Origin of the sequence: Salinimicrobium profundisediminis (assembly GCF_026241755.1) — a bacterium.
Lineage (GTDB): Bacteria > Bacteroidota > Bacteroidia > Flavobacteriales > Flavobacteriaceae > Salinimicrobium > Salinimicrobium profundisediminis.
On sequence record NZ_JAPJDA010000010.1, the window covers coordinates 69,913 to 91,145 of the forward strand.

Sequence of the window (21,233 nt, forward strand, 5' to 3'; positions counted from 1 at the left end):
TTACTTTTTAGTGCATACAACCTGATTACCAAATTGTAGATCCACTTTTTTATATGCGTCAAGCTTTTTATCCTTAAGTGCCTTTTGATAAAAAGCTTTAAAATTTTTAAACTTCAATTCAATGTCTTTCACTTCGCCAAAAACCACCTCAAAATCAAGCCGCCTTAAATGTATCTCGTACTTCCCGTTTGGCTGGCGGTTAATACCCGTCACGTGTTGGGTAAGAAACTCATCGGCATTTATAAAGGCCATAAGCGGATGCAATTCTTCCAGCTGCTCCTCCTTCACCCCGGTCACCAGGGGCACCCTTGCCGAATGGTACTGTGACAGTGGCATCATCAACCCCTGCCTGTCCAGGTAGAACGGCGCACTAGCCATTACTCTGGCCAAAGGCTGCCTCTGGGTGATCTCTGCCCCCATCTTTCCGTCAACAGTGAGGAACACTTCAGCATTCTCAACCATATCATGCGATTCCAGTAAAGTTTCGACCCTACTCAAATCTAAAGTTTCTTTACCTATACTTCTGGGTCTCACCTCATTTTGTATTAACAATTTATTAACCGCTTCTTCAGTGAGATACAGATTTTCGCTGTTCGTAAAATGCAGATTAACTTCGGAAAGAACCCGCGCGTGATTGCGCTTTTCGGCGAATGCAAATAAAAAGAACACTACGCCAATGAGCAAGAATGTTTTTATGTAATTCCAATTAATTTTCACCACTCAGTTCTTTACGTATTTTCTCTACTTCTTCCCCTATATCACCGGCTCCCATAAGCACCACTACCTCAGCTTTTTTAGCTTTAATTACTTCGGAAAGATCTTCCTTTTGAACCAGCTCTTTTTTGTCATTTTTGATCATTTTCAGAAGCCATTCTGAAGAAATTCCATCAATTGGCTTTTCCCTCGCCGGATAAATATCCATCAGCAGCAGCTCATCAAAGAGATTTAGGCTGTCTGCAAAGCCTTCAGCAAAGTCTCTTGTACGGCTGAAGAGGTGTGGCTGAAATACTGCCAAAACACGTTTCCCCGGATGCATTTCCTGCACCGCCTGGTGTACTGCAGCGATCTCTGCCGGGTGATGGGCATAATCATCAATCAATACCAGGTCAGTACGTTTAATTCGGTACGAAAAACGCCGTTGCACGCCTTTAAAAGAAGCCAAAGCTGTGGCAAGGAACTCGGGGGGGGCACCGTATTCCATTGCCATAGCCAAAGCTGTAACTGCATTCTGTAAATTATGTTTCCCCGGAAGGCTCAATTCAAAGCCTGTGTAGGTTTTTTCTTTTGTTCTTAAATCGAAGTGATAACTGCCATTTTTGACACCTATGTTCACGGCAGCTATATCTGCATCGTCATTTACGCCTACAGATGTTCCTTTTAGAGGCAGCCCGTTAGCGTAAAACAGCTTCCCGTCTTTAGGTACCAGGGCTGCAAAGGCATTAAAAGACTCTTTTATTTGAGAATCTTCCCCATAAATGTCAAGATGGTCGGCATCCATTGAGGTAATTGCCGCAATATTGGGGGCAAGCTTCAAAAATGACCTGTCAAACTCGTCGGCTTCCACTACCATGGCCCTGTCTCCGTCCAAAATGAGGTTAGAGTGATAATTCTCGGCTATACCTCCCAAAAATGCCGTTATTGAGCTGCCTGTTACCTTGAGCAAATGGGCCAGCATACTGCTGGTAGTGGTTTTTCCATGAGTTCCGGCAACAGCAAGGGTAAAATGCCCTTTTGTGAGGTTCCCCAGTACAGCAGCGCGTTTCTCCATGGTATAACCATCGGCTGCGAAGTGCAGATATTGCGCATGATCTAGCGGAATTGCCGGTGTATAAACGATAAGCGATTGTTTATCTTCTAAAATGGCATCTGGAAGATCTTCTACTTTAGGGGAAGTGATTACCTCTATACCCTCTTTTTGAAGTTCGCGGGTAAGCTGAGTTTCAGTTTTATCAAACCCTGAAACATTTTTACCCCGGGCACTAAAATACCGGGCAAGAGCACTCATCCCGATCCCGCCGATGCCTATAAAATAGATGTTTTGTATGTTATCGTAATGTCCCATTTATGGCCAGGTTGTCAATAATTTTTCAACTTCATTTACAATATTTGCAGTTGCATTCGGCTTTTCCAGCTTCTTGATGTTCTTCCCGAGATTCCGCATCTTTTCATCAGATTGCACCAATGGAAAGAAGATCGACCTGAATCCCTGTTCCAGGTGACTTTCAGAAAGGATCACTGCAGCATCTTTTTCGGCTACTGCCATAGCGTTCTTTGTCTGATGGTCTTCGGCCACGTTTGGTGACGGAATAAAGACCACCGGTTTTCCAACAATACACAGCTCAGACACCGTACCGGCACCTGCGCGTGAGATGATCACATCTGCCGCAGCATAGGCCAGGTCCATCCTCTTTAAAAAGGCAAAAGTCTGGATGTTTTCGAGCTCTGCATATTTGCTGTAATCTTCAAAATATAAAGTTCCGGTTTGCCACAATACCTGTAGGTTGTGTTTTTCAAATTCCTTCAGGTTGTCTTCTACCAGTTGATTTATCTTTCTTGCACCAAGGCTTCCTCCCAAAACGAGCACCGTCTTCCTTGAGGGATCAATTCCGAAGAAATCCTGAGCCTCTTTTCTCTTTTGGTCAACCTTCAGCAAATCCTGGCGTACAGGATTCCCAGTAAGCACGATCTTTTCTTCAGGAAAAAACCTGCCCATATCTGGATATGCGGTGCAAATAGTATTGGCTCCTTTTGCGAGAAGTTTATTGGTGATCCCCGGATAGGAATTCTGCTCCTGTATCAAGGTGGGGATATTCTCCCTATTTGCCATTTGCAGTAAAGGGCCACTGGCAAAACCGCCAGTTCCAATAACCACATTAGGTTTAAACTTTTTAATAATATCTCGAGACCTCCACAGGCTCTTTACAAGTTTCACCGGGAATAGCAGGTTTTTGGCGGTAATACGTCGCTGTAAACCGCTTATCCAAAGACCCTCGATTTCATAACCGGCCTCGGGTACTTTTTGCATTTCCATTTTATCCTGTGCCCCAACAAAAAGGATCTCACAGGAAGGGTATCGCAACCTGAGTTCATTGGCAATAGAAATTGCCGGAAATATATGTCCTCCCGTTCCGCCACCCGATATGATCACTCTCAATTGATTTTTCATATTGCCTCACTTAATATTTCCAACGGATTGTCTTCATCCGCTTTGGTTTCCTGTTCTATTTGTTCCAGCTCCTCTTCCCGCTTGGCGCTTACACTCAACACCATCCCAAGGGCAAGGCAGGTCATCCAGATAGAAGAACCCCCGCTACTTATAAGCGGCAGGGTTTGCCCCGTCACTGGAAATAATTCTACGGCAACGGCCATATTGACCAGCGCCTGAAAAACTATGGGCAGGCCTACCCCTATTACCAGTAATTTCCCAAATACCGTATTGGCTTTTGTAGCCACAATAATTATTCTAAAAAAGAGCAGCAAATAAGCAAACATGACCCCAATGCCCCCAATCAATCCCATTTCCTCAACAATAATGGCGTAAATAAAGTCTGAAGATGACTGCGGAAGAAAATTTCGTTGTACGCTTTTTCCTATCCCCTGTCCGGTCACTCCGCCGCTGGCAATAGCTATTTTGGCCCTTTCTATTTGATAATCGGCTTCAGTGACCTCATCATTAGTAAAACTTTCCACCCGGCTTATCCAGGTATCTACCCGGTTGGGGAACAGCCCGGGAAAAGCCTTGGCAGTTAAAATAAAGATACCCAGCATAACAACCCCCACGCCTATGATGCCCAAAAGGTACTTCCACGGATACCCTCCAATAAAGGTGACCAGCAGCACCATGAGAAATAGTATAGCGGTTGTGGAAAAGTTGGCGGGCAAAATGAGCCCCATCACCACAGCCACGGGCAACCAAAGCGGAAGAATGGTCTGCTTGAAAGTATATGTCTTATCCTTGACTCTTGCCATATACTTGGCCACGTAGGTCAACAATACTACCGAGGCCAGCGTAGAAGGCTGAAAGGTCTTATTAAGAATAGGAATATTGATCCACCGGCTGGCGTTGGCACCGTCTATTACCACTCCCTGTGATACTGTGAACAGTAACAAGAGAATCAAGAGCGGAAGCGTAATGATTGAGAGGCCTACAAAATAGTGGTAAGGCACTTTGTGCACAAAGAACATAATGACAAACCCAAGGAATAAATGGATAAAATGGCTCACCAGGTAAGGCAGCGTGCTGCCGTCACCGTAAAGGTAAGCTAGGTTGCTACTTGCACTGTACACCGGCAGAAACGAAAAAATCGCCAGCAGTGCAGCCGCAGCCCAGATAGTTTTATCTCCTTTTACCCTTGAAAAAAATCCTGTCATTATCCCCTTTTTGACACTTTAGTTTTTATAAATTCCTAACGGCTTCTTTAAATTGTCTTCCCCTGTCTTCATAGTTTTCAAATAGATCAAAACTTGCACAGGCCGGTGAAAGCAGTACCGCATCTCCTTTTTCTGCCAATTTGTATGCCTGCTGTACAGCATCTTCCATAGACCTGGTTTCCAGAATAGTGTCAACACAGTTCCCAAATGCATTAATTATGGGTTCGTTATTGATCCCCAGGCATACAATAGCTTTAACTTTCTCATTGACCAAAGGCAACAGCTCGGCATATTCATTGCCTTTATCTACACCTCCAACAATCCAGATAGTTTCAGATTCCATACTCTCAAGCGCGTAGTAAGTAGCGTTTACGTTAGTAGCTTTAGAATCGTTAATATATTGTACACTATTTATTTTAAGCACTTTTTCAAGCCGGTGTTCTACCCCTTGAAAACTCTCCATGCTCTGTCTTATGGTCTCTTTTCTAATGCGTAGTAATTGCGCAACTGTTGCTGCTGCCATCGCATTCTTGGCATTATGTTTTCCCTCTATGGTTAATTTGGATGTTGACATGGTCATTTCTGAATTATCTGTACGAATAATAAGTTGTTCATCTTTAATAAAAGCTCCTTTTTCCAGTTCCTCCCGAAGGGAAAAAGGCAATTTTTGAGATAGTATCGGGTTTTCCTGGAGCCACTTCATGATCACAGGATCGTCTGCGTCATAGATGAAATAGTCTTTTTCTGTCTGATTCTTTACAATTCTGAATTTACTGGCTATGTACTGGTTAAAGTCATGCCGGTAACGGTCCAGATGATCTGGTGTTATATTGGTTAATACCGCTATGTGCGGTTTAAAATCTTCAATCCCGTCAAGCTGAAAGCTGCTTAGTTCAAGCACGTAGTGATCGGCATCGGTTTCGGCCACCTGTTTGGCAAAACTCTTCCCAACGTTACCTGCCATTCCTACATTAAGACCGCCATTCTTTAAAAGATGGTGGGTGAGTTTTGTAGTTGTGGTTTTGCCATTACTTCCTGTAATTCCCACCAAAACTGCGCTGGTATAGGTGTAGGCAAATTCAATTTCAGAAATTACGGGAATTCCTTTTCCTCTAAGCCGGCTGACGAGGGGGGCATCGTCAGGTATCCCCGGACTTTTCATTACTAAATGAGCTTCAAATATCTTTTCTTCGGAATGCTGCTCTTCTTCCCATTCAATCTCATGTTCGTCTAGCTGGGCTTTAAAGTTGTCTTTAATCTTCCCTTTATCTGAAACAAATATCTGGAAACCCTCCTTCTTGCCCAGGATTGCCGTACCCACACCGCTCTCGCCTGCGCCCAGAATGACCAGAAGATTTCGTTCTATGTTTTTAGCTCCTTTAGACATTATCTAATTTTTAGGGTTACAATGGTGACAATCGCCAGGAAGATCCCAATGATCCAGAACCTCACAACAATTTTACTTTCATGAAATCCGGCTTTTTGAAAGTGATGATGCAAAGGTGACATGAGGAAGATCCTCCTGCCTTCGCCGTACTTCTTTCGGGTATATTTAAACCATCCCACCTGCATTACTACCGAGAGGTTTTCAATTAAAAACACCCCGCAAAGTATAGGAATAAGTAGTTCTTTTCTTGTGGCCAGGGCTATAACTGCGATAATCCCTCCAATGGTCAAACTTCCCGTATCTCCCATAAAGACCTGGGCCGGAAAAGTATTATACCAAAGAAACCCTACCAATGCTCCTGCAAAAGCCGAAATATATATTGTCATTTCCCCTGTTCTGGGAATGTACATCACGTTAAGATAATCGGAAAAAATAATGTTCCCCGAAACCCATGCAAAAATTCCCAGGGCGAGAACAATAATGGCCGAAGTTCCTGCTGCAAGTCCGTCAATCCCATCAGTGAGATTGGCACCGTTTGATACGGCCGTTACAATGAAAATCACAATTGGGATAAAGATCAACCAGGCGTATTTAGCGTATTCAGGATTAATCCAGGTAATTAGGCTGGCGTAATCAAACTCGTTGTTCTTTACGAACGGAATAGTGGTCTTGGTCGATTTTTCTTCCACAGAAGTAGTGACAGGATTTTCAGCTGAAGAGATCAGTTCTACCGCCTCTGTATTTCCAGGCAACTGCGGATTTTCATTTATGGTAATATCGGGATGAAAGTAAATGGTCGCACCTACTATCACACCAAGCCCTACCTGGCCTACTACCTTAAATATACCTTTTAGCCCCGCTTTGTCTTTACGGAAGGTCTTTATATAATCATCCAGAAACCCAATGGTACCCATCCAGAGGGTAGTTACAATTAAAAGGATAACGTAAATATTGTCCAGCTTGGCCACCAGCAGCACAGGTATGAGCGTGGAAATAATGATGATGATCCCACCCATAGTTGGCGTACCGGCTTTCTGGCTTTGACCTGCCAGCCCAAGGTCCCTTACGCTCTCGCCTATCTGTTTCTTCTGAAGGAAATTGATGATCCTTTTTCCGTATATGGTCGATATCCCTAAAGACAGAATTATGGCCACAGCCGATCTAAAGGAGATATACTGGTAAAGTCTCTCCCCGGGAAAGGTATAGGCATCTTCAAGATATTCGAACAGATGATATAACATATTCTTTTGCTTCTTCTCCTGGAGAAATTATTTTTTTAACTCGTTTAAATATTCACTTACAATCTTGAAATCATCAAAATCTTTCCTCACGCCATTGATCTCCTGGTAGGTTTCATGACCCTTCCCGGCAATTAAAATGATGTCATTCCTGTTTGCCAGCTGGCAAGCTGTCTTTATGGCCTGTAACCTGTTGGTGACAGACATTACTTTTTTAAAGTGCTGCGGCTCTACTCCTGCCTCCACTTCTTCGATAATCTTATCAGGGTCTTCGGTACGCGGATTGTCGCTCGTAAAAACCACTTTCGTACTCAATGCCGAGGCAATATGCCCCATTTTTGGCCTTTTTGAGCGGTCACGATCTCCGCCGCAGCCCACAACAGTAATCAATTCTTCATTTTTTGTCCTGATGCTGTTAATGGTGTCAAGCACATTCTGCAAGGCATCGGGCGTATGAGCGTAATCTACAATAGCAGTGATCTTCCCTTCGGAAATATGATACTGAAAACGACCGCTAACTGCATTGAGCTCACTGATGTACTTCAGGCTTTCGAGGGTGGTTAATCCAAGTAATTCTGAAGCTGCGTAAATAGCAAGAATATTATAGGCATTGAAGTTTCCAATCAATTTGGTCCAAACCTCCTGCTCATTGATCTTCAGCAGCATTCCGCCGAAACCATTTTCAAGGATTTGAGCCTTATAATCGGCCACAGACTTTAGGGCATAAGTATATTTCTTCGCTTTTGTATTCTGAAGCATCACCCTTCCATTCTTATCATCTCCATTGGTCAAAGCAAAGGCTGAAGCAGGAAGCTGGTCAAAAAAGGCCTTTTTGACATCCCTGTATTCGGCAAAAGTCTTGTGGTAATCGAGATGCTCGTGGGTGAGGTTTGTAAAAATCCCACCGGCAAACTTCAAACCGGTAGTACGGTGTTGTGCGATGCCATGAGAACTTACTTCCATAAAACAGAACTCCACACCGGCCTCATTCATCTTTTGCAGATATGAATTGATGGTTAGGGAATCTGGGGTAGTATGGGTAGCAGGAAATTTCTCTTCTCCCACCATGACATTTACTGTAGAAAGCAATCCAACTTTGAACCCTGCTTTTGTGAACAATTGGTACAGGAGAGAAGCAACAGTAGTCTTTCCGTTAGTACCGGTAACCCCCACAAGCTTCAGGTTTTCTGATGGATTCCCGTAGAAATTATCGGCCATAAACGCAAGGGCTTCCTGAGAATTCTTAACCTTCACATAAGTAATCCCGTTGATCACGTTCTCTGGCATTTCTTCACAAATCACAGCCAGCGCTCCTTGCTCTACTGCTTTCTCTACATAGGCATGTCCATCGGTTTGCGTTCCGCGTATTGCCACAAAAACATCATTGAAACCCACTTTTCGGGAATCAAAATGAATGTCGTTTACAGCAATGTTGGTGTTCCCAACCACTGCCTCAAGAGAAACCCTGTATAATATGTCTTTTAAATAAATCAACTCAATTTTAATTTTATGGTGAGGCCTTCAGCAATGCTTGTTCCGGGTTTAACCGATTGCTGACTCACCTCTCCGTTTCCGGATAATTCAAATTTCACCCCCAGGTTCTCCAAAAGAGAAACCGCATCCATGGCGGGCATTCCTCTTAGATCGGGCATTACTTTCCCCGAGTTCCTGGCGGTGGCAAAATACTTTTCGTAATTCTTCTCAATAGCAGGATCAACCACCTCCAGCGTTTCAAACTCATCGAGCACGGGCGTATCAGTAAAGATCTTTTGGGCAATCCTTTTAAAAACAGGTCCGCTAACATCGGCTCCGTAGTACCCGGTTTTATTGTTAGGCTTATGAATCACCACAATGCACGAATACTTCGGATTTTCTACCGGAAAGAACCCGACAAATGATGAAATATACTGCGGATCTTGCGCCCAGCCTTCTTTCCAGTACTCTGTTTGTGCAGTTCCCGTTTTACCTGCCATAGAAAAATTAGGATCGTAAAGACTCTTTCCGGTACCTCTTTCCACCACATTTTTAAGCAAATCGGTTACTTTAGCCACTGTTTCGGGGCTGCATATTTGAGGGTCTATCACCTTCTTCTCAAACTTCTCAATGGTTTTATCCCACTCCTTTACTTCTTTAATAAAGCGTGGCTTCACCATTTCACCACCGTTAGCTATGGCATTGTAAAAAGTGAGGGTTTGTAGTGGGGTGATTTGTATACTTCCATATCCATAAGCCATCCATGGCAGGGATAAACCACTCCAGGTCTTGTCTCCGGGTGTAGGGATATAAGGGGTACCTTCACCTTTAATTGCAAGGCCAAGACCTTCATCAAGATGCATTGCTTTTAGTTTGTCTACAAACTTCCCGGGCTGGTCTTTATAATTTTCATAAATAAGTTTCACGATCCCCACATTAGAAGAAACCTCAAAGGCCTTCCCTGCCGAAATTTTCCCGTAACCCCCGTGTTTGGAATCACGTACTCTTCTTCGGTAAATAATCATCTGCCCCTTCTCTGTATCTACCACGGTGCTGGTATCAATCACCTTATCTTCCAAAGCCACGATCATAGACATCAGCTTAAAGGTAGAGCCTGGCTCATGAGCTTCCCCTACTGCGTAGTTCAGCTTCTCAAAATAACTGCCTTTGGAAGTACGCCCCAGGTTTGAAATAGCTTTGATCTCGCCGGTTTCGGTTTCCATTACCACTACAGAACCATGATCGGCTTCATATTTTTCGAGCTGCTTCAGTAAAGCGTGATGAGCGATATCCTGAATTTTAACATCTATGGTAGAAATAAGGTCATAACCATCTTTTGGTTCCACTTCATTATTGTCGCTTATAGGCTTCCACTGGCCTTTTGCGATACGCTGCTTAAGGCGTCTGCCTTCCTTACCTCTAAGGTAGGGTCCAAAAGCACCTTCAAGACCTACACGAGTGTAGTACCCGCTGTCGTCCTGCCGTTCATAGCCCACAGTACGTTCGGCCATTTTCCCTAAAGGATGCTCCCGCACTGTTCTCTGTTCCACAATAATTCCTCCCCGGTTTGAACCCAGTTTAAACATGGGGAAATTCTTTACCTTAATATATTCTGAATACCCAAGGTTGCGTGCAATAAGCAAATACCGGTGTTTATTAGCCCTTGCCGAACGCAGTTTTCTCGCCCAGCGCGAAGAAGATTCCCCAAACATTTTAGCTAATTCTTCGGCCAGGGGACCTACATTCTCCTGAAAGTTCTTATCTGAAACAGTAACCGCATCAAACCTAATGTCGTACTTGGGAATAGACGTAGCCAGTAAATTGCCGTTTACATCATAGAGATTACCGCGGTTTGCAGGAATAACAAAATTCCGGTAAGTGCGCTGTTCGGCCATCTTCCGGTAATTATCCCCCTCAACGATTTGTATATTGAGAAGCTTAAATCCCACAGCAACAGCGAGCAGGAACATAAAACCTGCCACAACATAGATGCGGTAAAGTATGTGCTTCTCGGTAGTCGCCATTACTCTTTTTCTTTAACTATAATCTTAGTAGGCGGCACATCGGAAGGTTTAATTCCCTTTTGCGCCATTCTCCCTGTAATTGTTGATTCCATTTTAAGCTTCATGAGGTTAGACCTGCCGTCAAGAAAAGCTGTTCTCAACTCCAGCACCTCATCATTAAGCCTAGCGATCTCGTGTACTTTTTGCTCTGCACTGTGAGAGCTGCCAATCATAAAAATGGCCAGCACGGTACAAAAAAGTATAAAACGCCAATTATTAAAGGCGTCGTTACTAATAAGAAATTTCCCTTTCAGGATGTTATATAAGCTCTCTTTCATTCCGCTATTCTTTCAGCTATTCTCAATCTTGCACTTCGCGCCCTGTTGTTCTCCTTAATTTCTTCGGAAGAAGGCACTATCATTTTTCCCACTTTTTGAAACGGAACTGAAATATTTCCGTAGAAATCTTTTTCCGGCTCCCCTTCAAACATGCCGCTTCTTATGTATCTTTTTACCAGCCTGTCTTCCAAAGAATGGTAACTTATAAGACTCAACCTTCCTCCGGGATTCAGCAAAGTCTCTGTTTGAAGCAAAAATTCTTTAAGCACCTCTATCTCCTGGTTCACCTCTATCCTTATAGCCTGGTAAACCTGGGCCAGCACTTTATGCTCGCGCCCCACAGGCAAAAAAGGATGCAATATCTCTTTCAATCTTTCACTGGTTACGATCTCCCCCTCCTTACGGGCAGAGATTATTGTACGGGCTATTTTTGGCGCACTTCTTAATTCTCCATAATTAAAGAGCACTGCCTGCAGCTCCTTTTCTTCATAGTTATTAACCACATCAAAGGCACTAAGCGTACTGTTCTGGTTCATTCTCATATCGAGATTTGACTCAAAGCGCGTAGAAAATCCGCGTTCGGCTACGTCAAACTGATGAGAGGAAACTCCAAAATCCCCCAGAATACCATCTACTTTCTTCACATTATAGAATCGCAGAAACCGCTTTATAAACCTGAAGTTCTCGTTGATAAGCGTAAATCTTTCGTCTTCAATCTTATTCGCCAAAGCATCCTGATCCTGATCAAAAGCAAAAAGCTTTCCCTGCGGACCCAATCTTTTAAGGATCTCGCGGGAATGTCCGCCGCCACCAAAAGTAACGTCTACATAAACTCCCGAAGGCTGAATATTCAAACCATCTACACTCTCCTTAAGCAATACAGGATTATGATAAGCCATTTCCTTCTACACTTTTATTACCCATTACACGTTCGGCGAGTTCCGCAAATTCTTCAGGCGGCGTATCTATAGCCTTCTCATACTCGTCCTTATCCCAAATTTCTATAGTATCAATTGGAGAAGTGATCACCACTTCTTTATTGATCCCCGCAATGCGAATAAGGTCTTTTGGAATGAGAAGCCGCCCGTTGGTATCCACTTCTACAATTTTAACACCTGCCGTAAATTTTCTTATAAAATCCATATTCTCTTTGACGAACCTGTTAAGCTTCCCTACCTCCTGCATTACCTCGGTCCAGCGTTGCATGGGATAAAGCTCCAAACAGTTTCCAAAAAGGGAACGTTTAAGCACAAAACCGTCCTGAATGATAGGTACAAGCTGCTTTTTCATAGGCGCAGGGACCATCAAACGGCCCTTCGCATCTACTTTGCATTCGTATGTACCAATGAGATTTACCACTCCTCCAGTTTATGATTCAAATATATTGAATTTTAAACCACATTTTACCACTTTTTACCACATTGTTGATAAATTTTCCCCTTCTGCCCACTTAAGCACCTGTTAAACCAACTACTTGAAGCAGTTTTAGTTGTATGAAGAATTTGTTAAAAAATTTTTGATTTTTTTTAGGGGTTAACCGGGAAAAATGTGAAAATTGGACCATTGAAAATTATGGCAGCTTCTGCAAAATCGATATACTTGTAGGGAAATCATTATATTTGCGAAGCTAACAGCAAAGGCATCAATGGAAAATAATCTAAGGGAAGAAGGAAAATTTAGTTATGTGGAGGAAGGTGAAGGAACACCAATTATAATTCTCCACGGTTTAATGGGAGGGTTGAGCAACTTTGAAGGTGTCCTTGATTTTTTCCCGAAACAGGGATATAAAGTTATTCTGCTGAAGTTACCCCTGTACGAATTATCCCTCTTAAAGACGAGTGTTGCAACCTTTGCCAAGTACCTGAAGGAATTTATCGATCACAAGAATTATTCTCAAGTCGTTCTTTTGGGAAATTCCCTTGGCGGGCATATCGCATTACTTTGTACCAAACTTTATCCTGAATCTATAAAAGCACTGGTAATTACCGGGAGTTCTGGCCTCTACGAGAGCGCAATGGGCGAAAGCTACCCAAAAAGGGGAGATTACGAGTACATCAGGAAAAAAGCCGAAAATGTTTTTTACGATCCAAAAGTAGCAACAAAAGAAATTGTTGATGACGTTTTTGAAACGGTAAACGACCGTAATAAATTGATCAAAACCTTGGCCATTGCCAAGAGTGCCATTCGCCATAACATGTCTAAAGACCTTCCAAAAATGCAAACTCCAACCTGCATTATTTGGGGCCGCAATGACAATGTTACTCCTCCCGAAGTCGCTGAAGATTTTCATCGCCTGCTACCCGATTCAGACCTTTACTGGATAGAAAAATGTGGCCATGCAGCCATGATGGAACATCCCGATGCCTTCAACGAGATCCTCTTTAGGTGGTTCACTACCCGAAAATACTAAAACTACCTTATGAAGATCAAATCGGCCGAATTTGTGATCAGCAATTCCGATGTTTCCAAATGTCCGGAAACTAAGCTGCCCGAATATGCTTTTATTGGCCGCAGTAATGTTGGGAAATCTTCCCTCATCAATGCTTTAACCAATAGAAAAGATCTCGCAAAGACATCAGGCAGGCCGGGAAAAACCCAGCTTATCAACCATTTCCTGATCAACCAGAGCTGGTTTCTGGTAGATTTACCCGGTTATGGATATGCCCGCGTATCAAAAACGGCTAAAAAGACCTTTCAGAAGTTTATCACGCAGTATTTTGAGAAACGCGAGCAAATGCTTTGCGCTTTTGTACTCATAGACAGTCGCCATAAACCACAGGCTATAGACATGGAGTTCATGACCTGGCTGGGCGAGCACCAAATCCCCTTCTGCATCATCTTTACCAAAGCCGATAAATTAAAACCCAAAGCCCTGGAGCGCAACATTCAAAATTACCAGGAAGAAATGCTGCAGGTGTGGGAAGAAATGCCGCAGTATTTCGTGACCTCCTCGGCAAATGGACTGGGAAGCGAAGAAGTTTTGGGATACATCCAGAACATCAACGACAATCTTCAGAAATAGGTACTCAAAAGTGCCCTTTTTAAAGGGTGACTTTTCAGCCACGAATGCACGAATAATTTCTTCTGAAAAACCTGCTTACTCTGATCTACCCGATCAAAAGTTTTAGTCTGTTTTTTCTGAAAAGAGTTCTGAAAATGGCATTTTTGGAGGGTGACTTTTCGGCCACGAATGCACGAATAATTTCTTCTGAACAACCTGTTTACTCTGATCTACCCGACCAAAAGTATTAGTCTGTTTTTTCTGAAACGGTTCTGAAAATGGCATTTTTAAAGGGTGACTTTTCTGCCACGAATTCACGAATAATTTCTTATGAAAAACCTGCTTACTCTGATCTACCCGACCAAAAGTATTATTCTGTTTTTTCTGAAAAGGGTTCTGAAAGTGTCACTTTTGGAAAGAATTTAGCCACAGATGCACAGATAATTTCTTTTCTTATTCTCGCTCCTTCTCAAATGCTAAGACCAAACTGTAAGGACCATTTTCCGAATAATGTTCTGAAACTGCCCTTTTTGAAGGGTGACTTTTCGGCCACGAATGCACGAATAATTTCTTCTGAACAACCTGTTTACTCTGATCTACCCGATCAAAAGTGTTAGTCTGTTTTTTCTGAAAAGGGTTCTGAAAATGTCATTTTTGAAGGGTGACTTTTCGGCCACGAATGCACGAATAATTTCTTCTGAACAACCTGCTTACTCTGATCTACCCGACCAAAAGTATTACTCTGTTTTTTCTGAAAAGGGTTCTGAAAATGGCATTTCTGAAGGGTGACTTTTCGGCCACGAATGCACAAATGATCTCTTCTGAACAACCTGATTACTCTGATCTACCCGATCAAAAGTTTTAGTCTGTTTTTTCTGAAAAAGGTTCTGAAAATGCCTTTTTGAAGGGTGACTTTTCTGCCACAGATGCACGAATAATTTCTTCTGAAGAACCTGCTTACTCTGATCTACCCGACCAAAAGTATTATTCTGTTTTTTCTGAAAAAGGTTCTGAAAATGGCATTTTTGAAGGGTGACTTTTCTGCCACGAATGCACGAATAATTTCTTCTGAAGAACCCGCTTACTCTGATCTACCCGACCAAAAGTATTAATCTGTTTTTTCTGAAAAGGGTTCTGAAAATACCATTTTTGAAGGGTGACTTTTCGGCCACGAATAGACGAATAATTCCTTCTGAAGAACCCGCTTACTCTGAAATGCTCAACAAAACTTATTAGCCCATTCTTCCTGAAAAAGGTTCTGAAAATGTCATTTTTGAAGGGTGACTTTTCGGCCACGAATGCACGAATAATTTCTTCTGAAGAACCCGCTTACTCTGATCTCACCCAAACGTCTTAGTGATTTTCTGAAAAAGGTTCTGAAAATGCCTTTTTGAAGGGTGACTTTTCTGCCACTAATTCACGAATAGTTTTTATCAGTTTCCTTTTCACTCTGTCCCAATACTTTTTCTCTTTATTGCTGATTGTTAATTGCTCATTGATAATTGAGAAATTGCCACAGATGCACAGATGATTTTTTTTCAAATACTCGTCCCTTCTGAAATGCTAAGACCAAACTGTAAAAACCATTTTCTGAATAATGTTCTGAAAATGTCACTTTTGAAGGGAAATTTTTCAGCGGCAGATGCACAGATGATCTCTTTTCAAAAATTCTGATTACTGCCTACTTGATTCCTAAAAACTGATTACTGATCACTAAAAATCACTTCTTAATTTCCATTTTTTCAGCGAAGAAATCGCAGAAGTCTTTCATGGTATCGCGCATTTTTTCATCTTGTGTAGCCCTGTAGAAGGTGTCGCTCATAGTAACCATAGTCTGGTGAAAGAACATCTTCATATCGTCAAGCGGCATATCTTTGGTCCACAGGTCGATTTTTAGCGTCTCTTTTTGTTCGGCATCCCACATAGAAAGCAGCATGGCCTTGGCCTCTTTGTTTTCTACTCCCCCATCTTCGGCACTCCAATGGAGTTCTTCGGGTACGCGGTTTTCGTCTAGAGATACTTTAATATTGATGTTTGATTTTTTTGCTATAGCCATTACTTTCGGGGTTTGTATTTTGATTTTTTGAATATTGTTTCGGCATCTGTTTCTATCATCTCCTTAACAGAAACGTCTTTTTTTTCCATGAATTGTTGCACTATTTGCCAGCCTAAAAATTGTCCCAACCTGGGCGGTGCCTCAGCATCGAGTTCCAGGAAGAATTTTGAGAAAGGTGCGGGGTACAAGAATCGGGTCTGCAGATCGGAATCTGACGAATACAGCAGTTCCCGTTCTACAAAATACCTCCATATCTGGTCTTCATTCGCCTGGGCCCACGAGAATTCTTCAGGCAGATAGGTCATTTTTTCAGCATCGGTTTTAAACGGCAATAAAATATCTTTCAGGTAGAGCATTTTTCCGTAGTAAACCATGTGCGCAAGAAAACTGCGTGAAGACGGCCCCGGCACTACGGTTTGAGCAAAAGCCCCGGCCGCATCAACAGCAATTTGATCTTTCTGCATCTCCTTTTTTATGTAATCCTGCACCCCTGTGTACAGCGGGTGATCCATCCCCAGGTAAGTATCAAGCGCTACCAGCAGCAAGGAATCTGCCCACACCACCTGGTTGCGATAGTCAACATCAGAAGTGAGGGTAATTACCTTCGGAATGTTGCGCTGCGGGAAATAGTATTTTATATGCTGAAAAAGCTGCTCCAGTTCATCTTCTGTCTCCCTGAGATCGGGGAATTGTGTAGCCACGGCTTCATTGAGCTCCAGTTGTATGGTGTCCTCCATTTTTTGCACCCAAAGAATGTCGGGATACTGTCGCGGAAAAAGGAATGAAAATTCCTTTTTGAGTGCCGGAAGACTGTCAGCCGTTGCATTTGCAAAGCGCTGATCGAATCTTTTCAGCTCAAGATCAATGGGAATAGCCGTAATTTCCTTCTCCTTACTGTCGTTTTCGGCGCAAGATAAAAGGCTGGCAAACAGGCAGTAAAAAAGGATTTTTTTGAACATAGGCAAATTAAGAATGGTTTAACGCAAGCTATTTCCAGATAATTAACTGAACAACTATATTTGTTAACAAAGATATACCTCCAAAAGAAACTGACCAACACTTATGAAAACTAAACAGGTAATTGACCATATTGTAAACTGGTTAAAAGAATATGCTTCTCAGGCAAAGATGAATGGTTTTGTTGTTGGAATAAGTGGCGGGGTAGATTCGGCAGTGGTTTCTACACTTTGCGCAAAAACGGGATTGAGAACGCTGTGCGTAGAGCTTCCTATCCACCAGTCGCAAGACCAGGTGACCAGAGCACAGGAACATATTGCCAATTTGAAAAAGCAATTTGCCAACGTAACCGATGTACAGGTAGACCTTACCCAAACCTTTGATGTATTTTCACAATCTGTACCCCAGGCAGAAGAAAGCCCAAAGTTACATCTTTCTATGGCCAACGTGCGGGCAAGACTACGCATGACCAGCCTTTATTACTTCGCAGGTTTGCACAACTACCTGGTAGCAGGAACGGGCAATAAGGTTGAAGATTTTGGCGTGGGATTCTTCACCAAATACGGTGACGGCGGCGTAGACCTATCTCCCATTGCCGATCTTATGAAAAGTGAAGTCTACGAAATTGCCAGAGAACTGGATGTGATAGACAGCATTGTGATCGCGGCACCCACCGACGGACTTTTTGGAGACAGCAGAAGCGATGAAGACCAGATTGGTGCCAGCTACGACGAACTCGAATGGGCTATGAAAGAAGCTGAAAAAGGTAAGACCGAAGCCGATTTCACGGGACGCCAGCAGGAAGTTTTTCGCATCTATAAGTCCAGGCATAATGCCAATAAACACAAAATGGAACCTATCCCGGTATGCACCATTCCTCTTGACCTGAAATAATTGCAGTTTATCGAAAAAATTATTTTTCGAGTAAATAAGGCAGTAAATTTCATTCTCCCCCTGACTTTACGATTAAAACTAATAATCAGCAGATTGCGATGGGATAGCCCATGGAATTTCTTGTGCTAAAATTCGAACAATGATTAAAATTCTAATTGCAGACCACCATCCCATAACACGAATGGGGATATCTTCTCTGCTAGAGAAGGAAGGTGTATATGAAGTAGTGGGAAAAGTTACCAATGGCCGGGACCTTTTTAAGGCCTTAAAAAGCAAAACGCCCGATGTACTTATCCTGGAAATTGACCTGCCCGAAATTAACGGGATTACCGCTCTGCGGACAATAAAATCTGAAAATCCGGGTACCAAGATCCTCATCCTTAGCTGTCATCCCGAAGAAATGTATGCTTTGAACTCCATCAAGGCAGGTGCCTCCGCTTACCTCTCAAAAACGGCATCTACAGATGTGCTTCGTGAAGCAGTGCACCAGGTGGCACGGGGAGGTATTTACCTCAACAAGGAGATTAGTGAAAAGATCAACTCCGGCACTACCAGATCCAACAACATTGTTTCCCGCTATAAAAAACTCTCAACCCGTGAGATCGAAGTACTCAACCTTCTTTCTACCGGAAAAAGGAATAAAGATATAGCCGAAGCCCTGGATATTAATGAAAAAACGGTGAGCACCTATAAGACCAGGCTGCTTAAAAAATTAAGGGTAGATAACCTTGCCGATCTTATTAACCAGGCGCGCCTGTTACAGATAAGACCTACATAACCCGGTTTAACTTGCCCGAAAGTACCTTTTTAAGAGTTATGTAATCCATGATATCCTGTAAGACACCCGTAGACTCTTCGGGAGGAACTTCTTTTATTGTCCGGTTAAGTTCGTTTATCTTCTTATTGACCAAAAACCTTCTCAAAGAAAGGATAGTTTCATTTACAAGACGACCAATTTCCGCTTTTTTACCCTTCACAAAAATCTCCATCCTTTCCCAGTCGTGAAGCACATACTGCTCTTCATCCATTAAGATACTGGTTACTTCCGAAGCATTTTCGGGAGTGAGTTCATTTATAAAAGTATCTATAGAAAATTCCTGCTCCTCATTGTATTTCTTGATCACCAGTTGATAGATCTTCTGGAAATGTTCGTTGGCAAAAGCCACCTCATCTTCCTGTAGATCAAGAAAGATCTTTTCATAAACCTTTGCCGTCATCATTTCGGGCTCCAGTGAAATTTCACCCTTGTCATCTACCTTCACCACCAGGTCTTCAAAATCTTCTTCCATCATACCGTAATGCAGCAGAAGACTAATAATGGTTCGCTCCAGCACATACAGCTCATCTACTTTCACCTGGGGCCCCGGTTCATCCCTCACCACTTCAAACTGCTTTGTCTTCTTTGGAGCTGTTTTAGCCGCTGGTTTTCCGGCCAGTTGAGCTAAAGTGGTAAACAAAACATCTTCAGAAATGTCCATGATGCGTGAAGTCTCCTGCACATAAACTTCCTGCTGAATATTATCGGGGATCTTTGAGATACTGCTCACCATATCCCGTATGAGCGAAGCTTTCTTTACCGGGTCGTTCTTAGCTTCCTCCATTAACAGGGAAGCCTTATAATTGATGAAATCCTTGGAATTTTGCTCCAGGTATAACCTTACATCTTCTTCGGAATTCTTCTTTGCAAAACTATCGGGGTCTTCCCCTTCCGGAAAAGCACACACTTTCACGTTCATGCCCTGCTCCAGAATAAGATCAATCCCCCGAATGGAAGCACGCTGCCCGGCAGCATCGCTGTCAAAAAGTACCGTGATATTCTTGGTGAGCCGGTTAATAAGCCTAATCTGCTCTGGCGTCAAAGCCGTTCCCGAAGAGGAAACTACGTTCTCAATACCCGCCTGATTAAACTGTATCACATCGGTATACCCTTCAACCAAATAGCAATTATCCTCTTTTGCAATTGCTTGTTTAGCGTGGTAAATCCCATAAAGCACCTTGCTTTTATGGTAGATCTCACTCTCGGGACTGTTGAGATATTTCGCAGCTTTTTTGTCATTGGTTAAGATCCTTCCACCAAACCCAAGCACTCTTCCACTCATGGATTGTATTGGAAACATCACCCTTCCCTTGAACCTGTCAAACTGCTTATCTTCTTTAACAATAGTGAGCCCGGTTTTATCGAGGTATTCCAGCTTATAACCTTTGCCAAGAGCTTCGTTGGTAAAAGCGTTCCAATCATCAAGACAGTAACCCAATCCAAATTTCGCAATGGTTTCATCTGTGAATCCGCGTTCCCTGAAGTAGCTTAGGCCAATTGCCTTGCCGAGTTCGGTTTTAAGCAGGTTATTCTGAAAATACTTTGCAGCAAATTCAGAAACCAGGTACATGCTTTCCCGTTCATCGGCCTGCTCCTTTTGTTCCTGGCTTTGTTCGGTCTCCTCCACCTCAATATTGTACTTCCTGGCGAGGTACTTTATGGCTTCAGGATAAGTAAAATGTTCGTGTTCCATCAGGAAAGCCACGACATTGCCTCCTTTGCCGCTGGAAAAATCTTTCCATATCTGCTTCACCGGGGACACCATAAAGCTGGGCGTGCGTTCCTCACTAAAAGGGCTCAATCCCTTATAGTTACTACCCGATTTCTTCAGATTCACAAAATCACCAAGCACCTCCTCTACCCGGGAAGCTTCAAAAACCTTATCTATGGTGTTTTTTGAGATCAATTTTTACTGCGGAAATTTTGGCAAATGTAAGGTATATATAAAAACCAGAAAGGAATTTGGTTATTGAAAATGCTTGCCTGGTTCTCTTGTGGGCCTTACATAAATTCTCTTCTAATGATCCTTACAACTTCAATTTAACAGGATTTTGCCGGCTGTCCCAAATTGTGAGGATGAGGATATGACTTTCTAATATTTCATAAAACATCAGGTAATCTTTAATAATATACATTCGAACACTCTTTAGGGAGGTAGGTTTTCCCATTGTTGGATTTTCCCTTATCTGGAGAACAGCCAATTGAAATAACCTGAAAAGCTTTTTACTATAAACTTTTGATTTGTCCTTTGATGCCAGTATTCCAGAATTTTCCTTCTATCATCTTTGGCACGACGTGACCAGACTATTCTTTTAGCCATTCTTCAGTTCCCCGATCTACTTCTTCATTTGTAAAAAATTCTCCTCCTCTGTATTGCTCTCTTGCTTCATTTATAGCTGAAATCTGTGCCTCATTTAGAACATAATCCTTTTCAATCACCTCTCCAGTTAGCATGTTATAAAGCACTTTCAGTAACTTCACGTTCTCAACTTGCTTTATTTCTGCAATCAATTTCTCCCTTATTTCCATTTTATTCATCTCCATCCTTTTAATTTTTAAAGCAAATTTTAATTTTCTTTATTTTCTCGTGAAAGCAGTAATTGATATTTTTAGTATATCATCTTAAATATAGCAAAAAACATGCTGTAATAATCTCAAAAAAAAGGACACCCGAAGATGTCCTTAATCAAATTATAAC

Annotated in this window: 21 protein-coding genes; 5 read left to right on the forward strand and 16 right to left on the reverse strand. The window is 42.5% G+C overall.

All coding sequences use genetic code 11. From position 1 onward, the window contains the following. Genes OQ279_RS07475 through mraZ form a run of 11 tightly spaced genes read right to left on the reverse strand, consistent with a single transcriptional unit; the run spans position 1 to position 12,169 of the window. Positions 1-720, reverse strand: coding sequence for a cell division protein FtsQ/DivIB (locus tag OQ279_RS07475; RefSeq protein WP_266069241.1), 720 nt, complete (start codon positions 718-720; stop codon positions 1-3). Continuing rightward, positions 707-2,062, reverse strand: a complete 1,356-nt coding sequence (murC, locus tag OQ279_RS07480; protein ID WP_266069242.1) for a UDP-N-acetylmuramate--L-alanine ligase — start codon at positions 2,060-2,062, stop codon at positions 707-709. Before murC ends, OQ279_RS07475 begins: the two co-directional genes overlap by 14 nt. Continuing rightward, positions 2,063-3,166, reverse strand: a complete 1,104-nt coding sequence (gene murG / locus OQ279_RS07485) for an undecaprenyldiphospho-muramoylpentapeptide beta-N-acetylglucosaminyltransferase (RefSeq protein WP_266069243.1) — start codon at positions 3,164-3,166, stop codon at positions 2,063-2,065. Further along, positions 3,163-4,371, reverse strand: a complete 1,209-nt coding sequence (locus tag OQ279_RS07490) for an FtsW/RodA/SpoVE family cell cycle protein (RefSeq protein ID WP_266069244.1) — start codon at positions 4,369-4,371, stop codon at positions 3,163-3,165. The genes murG and OQ279_RS07490 overlap by 4 nt, the downstream gene beginning before the upstream one ends. A gap of 25 nt (positions 4,372-4,396) precedes the next feature. After that, on the reverse strand, positions 4,397-5,758 hold the full coding sequence (gene murD, locus OQ279_RS07495; RefSeq protein ID WP_266069245.1) for a UDP-N-acetylmuramoyl-L-alanine--D-glutamate ligase: 1,362 nt from the start codon (positions 5,756-5,758) through the stop codon (positions 4,397-4,399). Then, positions 5,758-6,999: a phospho-N-acetylmuramoyl-pentapeptide-transferase gene (gene mraY, locus OQ279_RS07500; protein ID WP_266069246.1), complete on the reverse strand. Its 1,242-nt coding sequence runs from the start codon at positions 6,997-6,999 to the stop codon at positions 5,758-5,760. Before mraY ends, murD begins: the two co-directional genes overlap by 1 nt. Before the next feature lie 27 nt (positions 7,000-7,026). Beyond that, positions 7,027-8,490 carry a UDP-N-acetylmuramoyl-L-alanyl-D-glutamate--2,6-diaminopimelate ligase gene (locus tag OQ279_RS07505; RefSeq protein ID WP_266069247.1) on the reverse strand — a complete coding sequence of 488 codons (1,464 nt, stop codon included), beginning with the start codon at positions 8,488-8,490 and terminating at the stop codon, positions 7,027-7,029. Continuing rightward, positions 8,487-10,493 carry a PASTA domain-containing penicillin-binding protein gene (locus OQ279_RS07510; RefSeq protein WP_266069248.1) on the reverse strand — a complete coding sequence of 669 codons (2,007 nt, stop codon included), beginning with the start codon at positions 10,491-10,493 and terminating at the stop codon, positions 8,487-8,489. The genes OQ279_RS07505 and OQ279_RS07510 overlap by 4 nt, the downstream gene beginning before the upstream one ends. Continuing rightward, positions 10,493-10,810, reverse strand: a complete 318-nt coding sequence (locus tag OQ279_RS07515; RefSeq protein ID WP_266069249.1) for an FtsL-like putative cell division protein — start codon at positions 10,808-10,810, stop codon at positions 10,493-10,495. Before OQ279_RS07515 ends, OQ279_RS07510 begins: the two co-directional genes overlap by 1 nt. Then, positions 10,807-11,709 carry a 16S rRNA (cytosine(1402)-N(4))-methyltransferase RsmH gene (gene rsmH / locus OQ279_RS07520; RefSeq protein WP_266069250.1) on the reverse strand — a complete coding sequence of 301 codons (903 nt, stop codon included), beginning with the start codon at positions 11,707-11,709 and terminating at the stop codon, positions 10,807-10,809. The genes OQ279_RS07515 and rsmH overlap by 4 nt, the downstream gene beginning before the upstream one ends. Next, a complete protein-coding gene (gene mraZ, locus OQ279_RS07525) occupies positions 11,696-12,169 on the reverse strand; it encodes a division/cell wall cluster transcriptional repressor MraZ (RefSeq protein WP_266069251.1) in 474 nt (157 codons plus the stop codon). Before mraZ ends, rsmH begins: the two co-directional genes overlap by 14 nt. Before the next feature lie 286 nt (positions 12,170-12,455). On the opposite strand from mraZ, the gene OQ279_RS07530 reads away from it, so the two are divergent. From OQ279_RS07530 to OQ279_RS07540, 3 genes are all read left to right on the forward strand, one after another. After that, a complete protein-coding gene (locus OQ279_RS07530) occupies positions 12,456-13,220 on the forward strand; it encodes an alpha/beta fold hydrolase (protein ID WP_266069252.1) in 765 nt (254 codons plus the stop codon). Positions 13,221-13,229: 9 nt separating this feature from the next. Further along, positions 13,230-13,832, forward strand: a complete 603-nt coding sequence (gene yihA / locus OQ279_RS07535) for a ribosome biogenesis GTP-binding protein YihA/YsxC (protein ID WP_266069253.1) — start codon at positions 13,230-13,232, stop codon at positions 13,830-13,832. 257 nt (positions 13,833-14,089) lie between these two features. Further along, positions 14,090-14,428 carry a hypothetical protein gene (locus tag OQ279_RS07540; protein ID WP_266069254.1) on the forward strand — a complete coding sequence of 113 codons (339 nt, stop codon included), beginning with the start codon at positions 14,090-14,092 and terminating at the stop codon, positions 14,426-14,428. A gap of 1,103 nt (positions 14,429-15,531) precedes the next feature. Here OQ279_RS07540 and gldC read toward each other — a convergent pair. After that, positions 15,532-15,867: a gliding motility protein GldC gene (gene gldC / locus OQ279_RS07545; protein ID WP_266069255.1), complete on the reverse strand. Its 336-nt coding sequence runs from the start codon at positions 15,865-15,867 to the stop codon at positions 15,532-15,534. Beyond that, positions 15,867-16,826 carry a gliding motility lipoprotein GldB gene (gldB, locus tag OQ279_RS07550; RefSeq protein WP_266069256.1) on the reverse strand — a complete coding sequence of 320 codons (960 nt, stop codon included), beginning with the start codon at positions 16,824-16,826 and terminating at the stop codon, positions 15,867-15,869. Before gldB ends, gldC begins: the two co-directional genes overlap by 1 nt. A 103-nt stretch (positions 16,827-16,929) precedes the next feature. On the opposite strand from gldB, the gene nadE reads away from it, so the two are divergent. Further along, positions 16,930-17,718, forward strand: coding sequence for an NAD(+) synthase (gene nadE, locus OQ279_RS07555; protein ID WP_266069258.1), 789 nt, complete (start codon positions 16,930-16,932; stop codon positions 17,716-17,718). A 139-nt stretch (positions 17,719-17,857) separates the two neighbouring features. Further along, a complete protein-coding gene (locus OQ279_RS07560; protein WP_266069259.1) occupies positions 17,858-18,496 on the forward strand; it encodes a response regulator transcription factor in 639 nt (212 codons plus the stop codon). Here OQ279_RS07560 and dnaG read toward each other — a convergent pair. From dnaG to OQ279_RS07570, 3 genes are all read right to left on the reverse strand, one after another. Continuing rightward, positions 18,489-20,441 (reverse strand): DNA primase, encoded by a 1,953-nt coding sequence (gene dnaG, locus OQ279_RS07565; RefSeq protein WP_266069260.1) that lies wholly within the window; start codon positions 20,439-20,441, stop codon positions 18,489-18,491. The two genes, OQ279_RS07560 and dnaG, sit on opposite strands and share 8 nt — an antisense overlap. 121 nt (positions 20,442-20,562) lie before the next feature. Beyond that, on the reverse strand, positions 20,563-20,703 hold the full coding sequence (locus tag OQ279_RS17935) for a type II toxin-antitoxin system RelE/ParE family toxin (RefSeq protein ID WP_370866509.1): 141 nt from the start codon (positions 20,701-20,703) through the stop codon (positions 20,563-20,565). A gap of 136 nt (positions 20,704-20,839) precedes the next feature. Next, the gene (locus tag OQ279_RS07570; protein ID WP_266069261.1) at positions 20,840-21,073 is read right to left on the reverse strand and encodes a hypothetical protein; all 234 of its coding nucleotides are present in this window, start codon (positions 21,071-21,073) and stop codon (positions 20,840-20,842) included. Positions 21,074-21,233 lie beyond the last annotated feature (160 nt).